Below are 12198 nucleotides of genomic sequence, written 5' to 3'. Positions count from 1 at the left end.
GCCCCTTTATGGGGCATAACTTTATACCTTTGGCATTGGGTATTTATTAATGTTTTCTAACAGCTCTCTATGTGAAGGTAATTTTGATTTTAATACCTCAGCGTGTTGATCTACCATTGCCAAAATATCATCCGCCAGTGCTGCATCATTATCATTAAAACTTGGAGATTGTGTATTAAAACGCATCCCATACAATACATATAAGTAATTTTCGACGTCAAACACTTCAAACTTTGAAGAAAAATCAGTCGATATAGGAGGGTGTGTACGCCATAAGTCTAGTTTCTCAAGTAAATCGTCCGAAAGAAGTGCCTTGTTCTTCCAGTCTCGCCAAAATTGAGAGTCATTTCTGTCTGACAAGTAATAATGAAGCTGAATAAAATCTACAACCCTATCCCAAGTATATTTTACATTTCTATTGAAAGTTTTCGCTCGATTTTCCGATTCTGATAATGTATGCGGAAAACGCTCAGCTAGGTGTCTTGCACAAAAGTCAGTGACAAGAATAGCCGTTGCTTCTAAAGGCTCAACAAAACCCTGAGACAGACCTATAGCTACACAGTTTTTCTTCCAAAAGTGTTCTCTATAACCAATGTTCATGGGAATACGTTTAGTCATCACCGAATCTAAAGAAAGCCCTAAATACTTCTCAAATTTAGCTCGAGCTTGGTCATGTGATAAATGCTTTGATGAATATACAAAACCTGTACCTCGTCTCGTCTGTAACCCTATATCCCAAATCCACCCAGCTTGATGGGCTGTTGCAATAGTATATGGTGGTATTTCCTGATTATTAGATACGGGGACTTGGGCTGTGATTGCAGTATCAATAGGTAATTTATTTCCTAAGCAAGTAAATTCAACACCTAACTTTTCTCCCAATAAAAAGCAGTTAAAACCCGTACAATCAATATAAAAGTCATAGCTATCTGTTGCCTCATTATCGAGCTCTAAAGCCTTAATGAATCCCTCATCATCAAATTCAACATCGGTAACGTTAGCAATTTTATGGTTTACATTGAATTTAGAGATTGCATTTTCTTTTAATAGACTCGCAAAAGATTTTGCATTTAAATGATATGCATAAGTGGTTTCACCATGATATTCAGCAGTTGTTTTAAATTTTGGAGCTAGGAGGCTATCACATACTTTTGATTGAAATGACACGGCTTCTGAATAGGGAATATTTTGTTTTGATAACCAAAATGGAGTCAAGTCGTAGTTATTAGGAAATGGGTAATCAAATAAATGGTGATAATAATTTTGTTCACCATGCGTATACTTATCTAACCAATTAACAAATTTTATAGACTGTTTGAAGGAAGCGTCACAGCGTCTAAAAAACTCAGTTTCAGAAATACCGAAGCTTTTTAGTGTTTCCCTCATCATTGGCACGGTTCCCTCACCTACTCCTATAGTTGGAATATCTGGAGACTCAATCAGAGTAATAGATATGCCTCTATTTTTTAATGATTTACCTAAATGATTTGCAGCCAACCAACCAGCAGTGCCTGCGCCTACAATAGCAATTTTTTTAATCTTCATGAGTAATCATGCCCAAATATTCGATTAACAAAAGAAGTTTCTGAATTACTTCTTTAAAGCGATAAAAGTCAGATGCTTAATCAATAACAAAAAACCCGAGCCAGTGCTCGGGTTTTTTTCAAAGCTTCGATTAGAAGCGGAATTGTAAACCTAGTGAATAACGTGCTTCACCTTGGTATGCAACATTAGGATAGTTCATGCTGAAGCGTTTAGCATCAGCATCTGTCCACTTCTGGTGCTTACCTAATTGAATGCTGTCTTCTTCTAGTAGGTTAGTGATATCCGCAACTACAGTGAAGTTCTCATTAATGTCATAAGTGAAACTTAAATCAAGAGTACCGAAATCTTGGTGTTCACGTGCACCGTAGAAACCCGTTTCACGGATCATATATTCTGAACGCCATGAGTATGCAGCACGCGCTGAGAAGTTATCAGCCTCGTAGAATACAACTGTATTTACTGTATGCTCTGATGAATCAGAGAAAATTGGGTTATGGTCAACAAAGTTTGATGCTTCAGCATTAGCGTCAGCATATGTATAGTTGTAAACCACACCAAAACCATTTTCGAATGAATGCTGTACTTGGAACTCAAGGCCTAGAACATCACCACCGTCACCATCTACATAAGATTGTAGTAACCAGCTATCTGTATCAGTACCTGGGTCTGTAATGCCGATAGATTGATTTGGTGTTTCAGCAAATGTAGTAAATGTATCAACATCTTTCCAGAACAAGCCTACTGACACTAAACTTGAAGGCGAGAAATAATACTCAACACCTAGGTCTGCTTGGTTAGCCTTAAACGGACTAAGTTTAGGCGTACCTTTTGTAACGCTTTGGTTTTGAGGGTCATTGTCATCATAACCGATAAGTGCAGCGTTAGAGAACATGTCGTTATAGTTTGGACGAGAGATTACTGTCGCAGCAGAAGCACGGATAATGATATCTTCTGAATAATCATACGCAATGTTGAAGCTCGGTAAGAACTCTGAATAATCATGCTTTTCAGAAACAATCGTTGTGCTGTATCCATTATTTCTAGCAAACGTTGGATCTTCGAAACCTGGCGCTAAACCATAAGCATTTGAAGTCGCATCAGTAGAAACATATCGCAAACCAAAGTTACCACGATAGTTTTCACCTTCGAAGTTCGCCATCGCGTAAACTGCAAACGATTCTTCATTTAGTGATGCATAACCTGAACGCTCACGGATCCAACCATCAACGAATTCATTTGTATAATCGATCATCGCACCGCCGTTAGCGCGAGGAATTAGCATGTTATCCATGCCAGCTTCGATTTTACCGTTCTGGAAACGAGAAGAGTCAACTAGCGCAGCCTGAGCAGCACCGTCAAAGTCTTTTAGAACAGGACGGTTAGTATCACGTTCTACATCATGTTCTGACCAACGGATACCTGTTTTAATTGATGTGATAACATCAAAATCTGTATCGAATTCTACGTCTAACTGAGCATAAGTCTCTTCGTCTGTACGAGGCTCATTAACAATTGAACTTGTCTGTAAACCTTCCCAACCAACGTATTCACCAGCTGAAGGTAGTGGAAAGCTTGTATCTGCAAGGTCTAGTTGGATTACTTCACCCGTAGCATCAATAGTACCAACTGCACCACCAACACCAGATAAATAAGCAACGTTAGTCTCAAAGTTAGTACCACCAGTTGCTTCTGATGAGCCTAGCTGACCTTTGATTTTGAAGCCGTCGCCAAGATAATTAAATTCTGTAGATAATGAAGATGTTTCCATTGTTGCGTTACGAGGACGTACATCCCAGTAGCTGTTTACACCTAGGTCATCTTGTGCAGCCCACTCTGCAGATGTAGTACACTTAACTTCCACACCTTGTGCATTTGTGTAACAAGAAGAAAGATCTTGAGGGATCCAAACCTGCATATTCACACTGTCTGCACCAAGCTCTAAATCCATATAATGAACATTCATGTTAAAGCTATCAGTAGGTGCATATTCAACAACGAAATCGGTCGCTGTTCTTTCACGATTTTGAATGAAAGCAGTAGGAGCGATACGGCCACCCCAGTTAGGAAGAGACTCTGTACCACGACGTTCAAGCGTGTAGTCAGATTTTGCGATTGCGGCTAAGATACCAAAGTTTTCATCATCATTTTTCCAGCTTACTAATGCAGATGCAGCCGGATCAGTTTCATCACTGATTGAAGACTTTGTCGCTTTAACAGAACCAAACACTGTCATAGCATCAAGCTCAAGTGGTTTACGAGTATTTACTACTACAGTACCACCAACACCACCTTCTAGAAGGTCAGCTTGTGATGATTTGTAAACTTCCATACCAGAAATAAGCTCTGGTGGAAGCATTGAATAGTTAAATGTACGGTCAATTGCTTGCTGAGAGTACCAACCAGTTGAAGCAACATTTTGGCCGTTTAAAGTAGTAAGAGTTAGTGAGTTTGATGCACCACGAATAGAAACTGCAGAGCCCTCACCGAACTGACGTGAAACTGTAACACCAGGAACACGACCTAAAGCTTCAGCCACGTTGTTATCTGGAAATTTACCAATATCCTCTGCAGAAACAGCATCAACAACTGCATTTGCAAAGCGCTTTGTATTCATTGCAGCTTCTAGAGAGCGGCGAATACCACGTACTTCAATTACTTCAACATCTTCTTGAGCCTTGCTGCCTTCATTTGCATACGCAACGCCCGATACGCCAGCAGTCAGTACTAGACCGATGTTGGCAGCGATTAAGCTTTTCTTAAAATTATTAGCTAACACAGGATTCCCCTTGAATCATTTTGTTGGTTTTTTATTCACTTCTGCCCAGTGAAGATGACAGCGTTGTCATCTAATAACAAACCATACACCGTAAATTACAATTTCGCTACATTTTTTTTGTTGTACTACTCAAAAAATATTCAACAAGAACCGTAATGCTTTGAAAGATAAGTAATTTTACGTATTTGAAAGACAATTTGTTACATAAAACAAGCAGAATATAGCACAAAATCTTTGTTTGTGGATAGATAAAAGGGATAAGTCGGACCATTAAACTGAGCCACATAATGTCCTTGTGGATCTCAATTCTAGGTCTACATGAAGAGTTATTTGCTTTGGCAGAAGCATTCAAGGGTGATAATTACTCTCAATGACAGCGCTGTCATTATACATATTAAATTACATTTCTGTCTATCTCTATTTGTTTTTAATTCTCTGTAATCTACTAAAAAGTTAAGCTAGCTCTCGCTATGAAGTTAGATAATAACACTTTGAAGATGCAGTCTCTTTTTTCACAAAGGCTCTTTAGTTACTAAAGTCCACTAATACAGAGTTTCTGGATCTGAATCAGTAAAGTTCATAACTTAAGTGAGTCTTAAAAAGAAAAACGCGCCATTAGGCGCGCTTTAAGGTCATATCACAATTGATGAACTAAGGCGTCCAAAATACCGTCAAATCGATATCAGAGTGGTTCAATACTGCTCGTAAAGGTACATCAAATTCTGAACCTTCAGCTTTAGCATTTTCATACACCGCTTTTTTCTCATCACCAGAAATCAACAACACCACTTTGCGAGAGTCTGCAATACCGCTAAGCGTTAAGCTCATACGCTCAGTGATGCTCCCTGTCACTTCACTTTCTATAGCATTAATTGCACATACTTTATCAGTACTTTCTAGGCCATTCTTTAAACCTTCAGCATGAGGGAATAAAGATGCTGTGTGACCGTCAGGTCCCATACCAAGAATAGTCACATCTGCTGTTTTTAATTCAGCATAGGCTTTTTCACATTCAGTTTGCCCTGTAACTGCAGTACCTGCCGAGTTTTTCATTGTTACAAAGTGTGCTTTTGCAGCATGATTTTGTATAAGCGTCGAATTAATAAATGCCTCGTTAGACTTTTCATGAGTGGCATCTACCCAACGTTCATCAACCATAGCTACAGAGACTTTTTCCCAAGGGAACGCTAAGTTTGCCAGATATTTATAAGCTGGTGCAGGTGATGAACCGCCTGAAACCATAAGCACAGCTTTACCATCTTGTTCAATACCTGAAGACAATTGCTCTTTTAATAAAGTAGACAAGGCTTCTGTCATTTGCTCTTTTGAATCAAAAAAACGCTCTGTTAATTTAGCCATTATGCGCCCTCTCCTACATTAAACCATTTATGGTTACACTCATCTAACAGCTCATCTGCCGCTTCTGGACCCCATGAACCTGCACGGTAAAGTGAAGGAGTCCCCTTCTCTTGCCAACGAGCGATGATAGGATCTATCCACTTCCATGCACGGCGTACTTCTTGTCTGTGAATAAACAATGAAGGGTTATTTGCCGCAGCATCTAACATTAGACGTTTATAAGCATCTGAGTGGAAACCATTTTCGTACTGTTCGCTTAACTCGATGTTTAATGTTACTGGTTGAAGTTGCATCTCGTGCTTGTCTAACTTTTTAGACATCAGAGTCAGTTGAATACTTTCTTCAGGCTGAAGACGAATAACAAGACGGTTTGGCTTTACAGGGCCAACATTGTTGTCATATACATTGTGTGAAACTGGCTTGTATTCAACCACGATTTCGGCACAGCGCTGCTTCATACGTTTACCTGTTCTTAGATAAAAAGGTACACCTGACCAGCGCCAGTTATCGATATGTGCCCGAATAGCTACAAATGTTTCTGTTGTACTTGCGCCTTCTGCAAGCTCTTCTAAGTAACCAGGGACAATTTTTCCACCTAACTCACCTGGAACATACTGGCCGCGTACTACGTTATTATCAACGTCTTCATCAAGTAATGGACGCAGCGCCTCAAGTACTTTTAGCTTCTCAGTACGGATACTTTGTGCATTTAGCTTATGCGGCGATTCCATCGCAACCAAGCAAAGCAGCTGTAACAGGTGGTTTTGAACCATATCACGAAGTGCACCTGCTTTATCATAAAAACCTGCGCGAGATTCTAAACCAACTGTTTCAGAAATACTGATCTGAATATTATCAATAGTTTTAGCATCCCATAAGTTTTCGAACAAAGCATTCGAGAAGCGAAGTGCCATTAAGTTTTGTACTGTTTCTTTGCCTAAGTAATGATCAATACGGAAGATCTGCTCTTCTTTGAAAAACTCAGCAATGCGTGCATTAATTTCTTCTGCAGACTTACCGCAATAGCCAATTGGCTTTTCTACCACAACACGTGATGTTTTAGTGATAAGGCCTTTGGTGGATAAAATTTCACAACACTGACCGTATACAGCTGGAGGAAGAGATAGGTAGAAAACGCGAGACTTATCTTCAGCATCTGAATTTAAAATCTTGTGTAATTCATCCCAGTTATCATCCGCTTCAGTCACGTTGATCACAACAGGTATCAGATAAGTTGAAAACGCTTGCCAATCTTTATCGTTAAACTCACCGTCAGATAAAAATGACTTAAGAGCTTTGTGCGCCGTTTCAATGTATTCTTGTTGTTGTTCTTGACCACGAACGGTTGGCAAAATACGAGAGCCTTCAGGTAAGTTGCCTTCTTGATAAGCTCTATACATCGCGGGCAATAATTTACGAAGTGCTAAATCACCACCACCGCCAAAAATTACAATATCAAAAGGGTTAAGCATAATTTACTCTCTACATGGTTAGGCGCGACGTTTTACTATAACGCGCTACATACTTGCTTACTGGGTAGTTTACCAAGCAAGCTTGGTTTGCGGTATTGAATTCGTTTGCATTTTACGGGAGCTGGAACGAATGAAAAAGATAAAATGAGTCTTAGGGGCTCTGTAATTCCTCTCACAAAAATACAGGCCCTAAGAACTCCAGCGCTACCCGTTCAAAGGTATTGTTTTCACTTTGCGTGAAACCGGTGTGTCTCGGATGAGACGAAATCCATTAACGATATTGCTTGTAATAAGCAATTAATCCAGAAGTTGAACTATCATGTTGGTGTTCAACGTTTTCTTGTGTTAGTTCTGCTTCAATAGCTGATGCTAAACCTTTCCCTAGTTCAACACCCCATTGATCAAAAGAGCAAATCTCTAAAATAACGCCTTGGCAGAAAATTTTGTGCTCATATAAGGCGATTAAGCGACCTACCGCTTTGGCATCGACTACATCCAAAATCATAGACGTTGTTGGGCGATTGCCCTGATGAATTTTGTGTGCAATTAATTGCCCAATTTCTGCTTCAGATTTGCCTTTTGCAGTTAAATCTGCACGAACCTGCTCAGCATCAACACCCGCCATCATGGCTTCAGTTTGTGCGAAGAAGTTCGATAATAAAATATCGTGATGCTGACCAATATTATGCTGTGGTTTCAACGACGCAATAAAATCAGCAGGTACAATCGTATTACCTTGGTGTAAGTACTGATAAAATGCGTGCTGACCATTAATACCTGTCATACCCCAAATAAGCGGGACAGTTGTATATGGCACTTGTCGACCATCAAATGACACGTGCTTACCATTACTTTCCATCTCACCCTGTTGTAAGTAAGCTGGAAGCATATGTAGCGCTTGATCATAAGGTAAAATTGCTTGCGCTGCGTGACCTAAAAAGCTGGTATTCCAAACGCTTAAAAGTGCCATGACTAGAGGAATATTGTCTTCAAATTTAGCCGTTTTGAAGTGCTCGTCGATTTCGAAAGCGCCTTCCAACACAGCTTCAAACTGCTCGTAACCTAAATAAAGTGCGATTGGTAAGCCGATAGCGCTCCAAAGAGAGAAGCGACCACCAACCCAATCCCACATGGTAAATACATTTTCGTCTGCTATACCAAACGCACGTGTTTTCTCTAGGTTGGTACTTACGGCAACGAAGTGCTTTGCAATGTCAGCTTTTGATGCATCAGACTCTAAGAACCACGTAACAGATGAACGTGCATTGGTCATTGTTTCAGACGTTGTAAACGTTTTTGAAGAAATCACAAATAACGTCGTCTCAGGGTTTAAGCCTGCAAGTGCTTGGTATAACTGAACACCATCAACGTTCGAAACATAATGTACATTTAACGTGTCATCAGCGTAAGCTTTTAACGCTTCAGTTGCCATTTGAGGGCCTAGGTTAGAACCACCAACACCAATTGCAACAACATCTTTTACTGACTCGCCTGTAAAGCCTAACCACTCACCTGAACGCACTTTTTCAGTGAATGCTTTAATTTTTTCAAGTTCGGCGTTTACTAATGGCATGACATCTTCGCCATCGACTTCAACCACTGAATTTGAACGATTTCTTAGTGCAGTATGTAACACAGCTCTGTCTTCAGTGATGTTAATTTTCTCACCTGAAAACATTTTTTCGCGCCAAGCTGCAATATCGCATTGCTCGGCAAGGTTAATAAGTTGAGCAAATGTTGAATCGTCAATTAACTGTTTAGAGTAATCGAAAAGAAGACCTGGGATCTGAGTAGAAAACTTATCGAAGCGCTGGTCATCGTTTGCAAATAACGACTTTAAATGTTGTTGCTTCAAGCTTTCTGCAGATTTCTCAAGTGCTTGCCAGCTACTTAGTTCACTTCGGCAGTTCATAATTCATTCCTCTAAACACGATTGTGCACATACTTAAAAATTGAAAACGGCACTAAAATTACTCGACAGAGTTAACCATAAGTTAAAATGACAACGCTGTCAATTGACTAATTTCCAATTTTAGAATGTGGATAATACCTGAATATTTTTAAAATGACACCGGTATCAGTCAAATTTTTATTTCCCGATAGGATGCTATTTATTTCCTTTCTTGGTTAAAATAGTTAATCATCATTACCATTTAATGAAATAAGAGCCCGTTTCGCTCTCTCACGCTGAAGAATAATAAATTATGAAAGTGACTATTAATGACGTTGCCAAATTAGCTGGTGTGTCTATGAAGACCGTATCTCGCGTTATCAACAAAGAACCTTCTGTACGAAAAAAGACCTATGATATTGTTATGGAAGCTGTCAAGGAATTGAACTATCAACCTAATATCGCAGCGCGAAATCTGGCAGGTACTTCTTCATTCGCGGTTGCGCTTGTTTATGATAACCCGAATGCTTATTACGTGATTGATATGCAAAATGGTGTACTTTCTCGCTGTAGAGATGAAGGTTTCGAGTTGGTTATTCATCCTTGTAGTAGTACTGACGACCAAATGCAGGATGAGTTCAAAACTATGATCCTACGCTCTCGCCTTGCTGGCCTTGTGCTAACCCCCCCACTTTCAGAACAACAAAATATCATCGAAATGCTTGATGAAATGAATATGCCTTATGTACGCTTACTATCTGGTCGTGAAGAACAGAATGAAGGAAAGAACAACTGCATCCTAGTGAATGACTTCGCGGCAGCATACGAAATTACAGAGCACCTCATTAAGCACGGCCACAAAAATATAGCGTTTGTATTGGGTGACAAAGAGCACAAATCAACAACTGAGCGATTAGCGGGTTACCAACAAGCACTAGCCGATAACAATATCAGTTTTAATCAGTCATTGATTTTTGAAGGTCACTACTCTTTCGAGTCGGGAGTCAACGGTGCAAAACACCTTTTGGCTGATAATAACAAACTTGGTGTAACTGCTATTTTAGGCGGTAATGATGAGGTTGCCGCGGGGGCATTATTCGCAGCTCGCTTAATGAACATTGAAATTCCATCGCAACTGTCTATTTCTGGATTCGAAGATTCACCATTCTCTCGTCAAACCTGGCCAAAACTGACCACCGCTCACCAGGCCAATAACGTAATTTCAGAACATGCGGCACGTTTACTTTTTAGTAAAGCTCGCAGCAGCCGTAAGCAAGAAAAAGACATCATTACAAACTTTACACCGTCTATCGTGGTACGGGAAAGCACAGGTCCCGCGCCTGTATAAAGTTACAAATCTGAAAAAAAGCGCCCGTTGGCGCTTTTTTATGTGTTGAATTTTTTACTGCTTGTAACCTGCAAAAAATCGCTGCATTTTGTCCATCGCTGGAACCAATTCATCTTTATGAGGTAAGAAAACCAATCTGAAATGATCTGGTTTGTACCAATTAAAAGCTCTACCATGCACAAGTAATATTTTTTCTTGCTTTAATAAGTCCAGCATCATTTTCTCATCATTGCTGACATTAAACTTTTCTACATCAATTTTCGCAAAAGCGTAAAGTGCCCCTTTAGGTTTCACGCAACTGATCCCATCAATGGCATTAAGTCCTTCGTAGGCTATGTTTCTTTGCTCATATAGACGGCCGCCAGGCTCGATTAAATTATCGATAGATTGCACCCCACCAAGGGCTTGTTGAATGGCAAACTGCGCTGGCACGTTGGCACATAAACGCATTGAGGCCAGTATATCTAAACCGGTAATAAGGTCGCTCATCGCCTCTATATTACCGCTTAAGATCATCCAGCCCATTCTTAAACCTGCTGCGCGGTAAGTTTTCGCCAACCCATTGAAAGTAATAACAGGCAGATCGTCACATAAAGCAGCAATAGAAAAGTGCTCTACCCCATCGTAAAGTATCTTTTCGTAAATCTCATCGCTTAAAATAAGCAGATTGTGCTCACGTGCAACCTTAACCAACTCTTCTAATAGTGTTTTGTCGTAAACTGCCCCTGTCGGGTTATTTGGGTTGATTAACACCAGCGCTTTAGTTTTATCTGTGATTTTAGCGCGAATATCAGCAATGTCTGGGAACCAGTCTTGCTCTTCATCGCACATGTAATGCACTGGCTTACCACCCGATAGCTTCACTGATGCAGTCCAAAGCGGATAATCAGGAGCTGGAATAAGTACTTCGTCACCCGAATTTAACAGCGCTTGAGTAGTTATCTGAATAAGCTCGCTCACCCCATTACCAATGTAAATGTTATCTACACTAATATGTGGTAATTGCTTTTGCTGATAATGTTGATAAACAGCGACTCGAGCAGAATAAAGCCCTTTTGAATCACAGTAACCTTGAGCTGAATACAAGTTGCGAATGATATCTCTGTGCATATCTTCTGGCATATCAAAACCAAAAGAGGCAGGATTACCTACATTTAGCTTTAAAACTTTTAAACCATCATCTTCCATCTGCTTTGCTTGTTGCAAAACTGGACCACGAATGTCATAGCAAACGCCATGTAATTTATTGCTTTTAGTAATTTTTGACATACTTCCCCCCAATAGAGCCAGCATAGCCTAAAGCACACGGCAAAAACCAGAGGGAAATAAGATAAATGAAATGAATTTTATTCTAGCTGCAATTTGCTTCTAGCCATTGTAATAGTTGCGATTTTGAACCAGAGACTTGAGCCGACAATCGCGCCATATTATCGTCCATATTAGCTAAGTCATCTTGAATAAGACCCTGTTCAATCGCACGCGCAAGATTACTAAGGCTAGTCGCACCAAATTGGGCCGCATTTGACTTTAAGCTATGAGCATGGCGAATGGCTTCTTGTTTATCATTGTTCAATGCCATTCTCAGTTCATTTTCGAGTCTCTCAAACTCGCTACAGCAAAACACCACCGTATCAGCAAATTGCTCTCCTAGCAGAGCCTGCATCCCGGCCAGCGCATCTTCATTGATTGTTACATTCATAACTGCTCTCTTTCGTTATATCTTTCAATAATGTAGTAAAATACCTGGATGATGGCAAAAGATAATCATCAAATATGATAAAATCAGCTTAGGTTACGAGCTTGAAAA

8 protein-coding genes are annotated in these 12198 nt (G+C 40.0%); 1 reads left to right on the top strand and 7 read right to left on the bottom strand.

The window, feature by feature from the left end; all coding sequences use genetic code 11:
• Positions 1 to 21 precede the first annotated feature (21 nt).
• The 5 genes from ACGHEH_RS12395 to pgi form a co-directional block, all read right to left on the bottom strand.
• Positions 22 to 1545 (bottom strand): tryptophan halogenase family protein, encoded by a 1524-nt coding sequence (locus ACGHEH_RS12395; protein ID WP_390445804.1) that lies wholly within the window; start codon positions 1543 to 1545, stop codon positions 22 to 24.
• Positions 1546 to 1675: 130 nt separating this feature from the next.
• Positions 1676 to 4321 carry a TonB-dependent receptor gene (locus tag ACGHEH_RS12390; RefSeq protein ID WP_390445801.1) on the bottom strand — a complete coding sequence of 882 codons (2646 nt, stop codon included), beginning with the start codon at positions 4319 to 4321 and terminating at the stop codon, positions 1676 to 1678.
• 651 nt (positions 4322 to 4972) lie between these two features.
• A complete protein-coding gene (gene pgl / locus ACGHEH_RS12385) occupies positions 4973 to 5680 on the bottom strand; it encodes a 6-phosphogluconolactonase (RefSeq protein ID WP_390445798.1) in 708 nt (235 codons plus the stop codon).
• The gene (gene zwf / locus ACGHEH_RS12380) at positions 5680 to 7152 is read right to left on the bottom strand and encodes a glucose-6-phosphate dehydrogenase (protein ID WP_390445795.1); all 1473 of its coding nucleotides are present in this window, start codon (positions 7150 to 7152) and stop codon (positions 5680 to 5682) included. Before zwf ends, pgl begins: the two co-directional genes overlap by 1 nt.
• Positions 7153 to 7423: 271 nt before the next feature.
• Complete coding sequence (gene pgi, locus ACGHEH_RS12375; RefSeq protein ID WP_390445792.1) at positions 7424 to 9064, bottom strand: glucose-6-phosphate isomerase; 1641 nt, start codon at positions 9062 to 9064, stop codon at positions 7424 to 7426.
• 292 nt (positions 9065 to 9356) lie between these two features.
• Here pgi and ACGHEH_RS12370 point away from each other — a divergent pair, with 292 nt between their 5' ends.
• Positions 9357 to 10391, top strand: a complete 1035-nt coding sequence (locus tag ACGHEH_RS12370; RefSeq protein WP_390445789.1) for a LacI family DNA-binding transcriptional regulator — start codon at positions 9357 to 9359, stop codon at positions 10389 to 10391.
• A gap of 54 nt (positions 10392 to 10445) precedes the next feature.
• On the opposite strand, the gene ACGHEH_RS12365 is transcribed toward ACGHEH_RS12370, so the two are convergent.
• Both ACGHEH_RS12365 and ACGHEH_RS12360 read right to left on the bottom strand, forming a co-directional pair.
• Positions 10446 to 11660, bottom strand: a complete 1215-nt coding sequence (locus ACGHEH_RS12365; RefSeq protein WP_390445787.1) for a pyridoxal phosphate-dependent aminotransferase — start codon at positions 11658 to 11660, stop codon at positions 10446 to 10448.
• A gap of 82 nt (positions 11661 to 11742) precedes the next feature.
• A complete protein-coding gene (locus ACGHEH_RS12360) occupies positions 11743 to 12090 on the bottom strand; it encodes an Hpt domain-containing protein (protein WP_390445784.1) in 348 nt (115 codons plus the stop codon).
• Between the last annotated feature and the right edge of the window lie 108 nt (positions 12091 to 12198).

Source organism: Pseudoalteromonas sp. MTN2-4 (assembly GCF_042848605.1).
Lineage (GTDB): Bacteria > Pseudomonadota > Gammaproteobacteria > Enterobacterales > Alteromonadaceae > Pseudoalteromonas.
This window is presented reverse-complemented; position numbering and strand designations above follow the sequence as displayed.

Coding starts and splice junctions, on each gene's coding strand:
- ACGHEH_RS12360 (WP_390445784.1), bottom strand. CDS start 12,090: ATGAATGTAACAATCAATGAAGATGCGCTGGCCGGGATGCAGGCTCTG.
- ACGHEH_RS12395 (WP_390445804.1), bottom strand. CDS start 1,545: ATGAAGATTAAAAAAATTGCTATTGTAGGCGCAGGCACTGCTGGTTGG.
- ACGHEH_RS12370 (WP_390445789.1), top strand. CDS start 9,357: ATGAAAGTGACTATTAATGACGTTGCCAAATTAGCTGGTGTGTCTATG.
- pgl (WP_390445798.1), bottom strand. CDS start 5,680: ATGGCTAAATTAACAGAGCGTTTTTTTGATTCAAAAGAGCAAATGACA.
- zwf (WP_390445795.1), bottom strand. CDS start 7,152: ATGCTTAACCCTTTTGATATTGTAATTTTTGGCGGTGGTGGTGATTTA.
- ACGHEH_RS12365 (WP_390445787.1), bottom strand. CDS start 11,660: ATGTCAAAAATTACTAAAAGCAATAAATTACATGGCGTTTGCTATGAC.
- pgi (WP_390445792.1), bottom strand. CDS start 9,064: ATGAACTGCCGAAGTGAACTAAGTAGCTGGCAAGCACTTGAGAAATCT.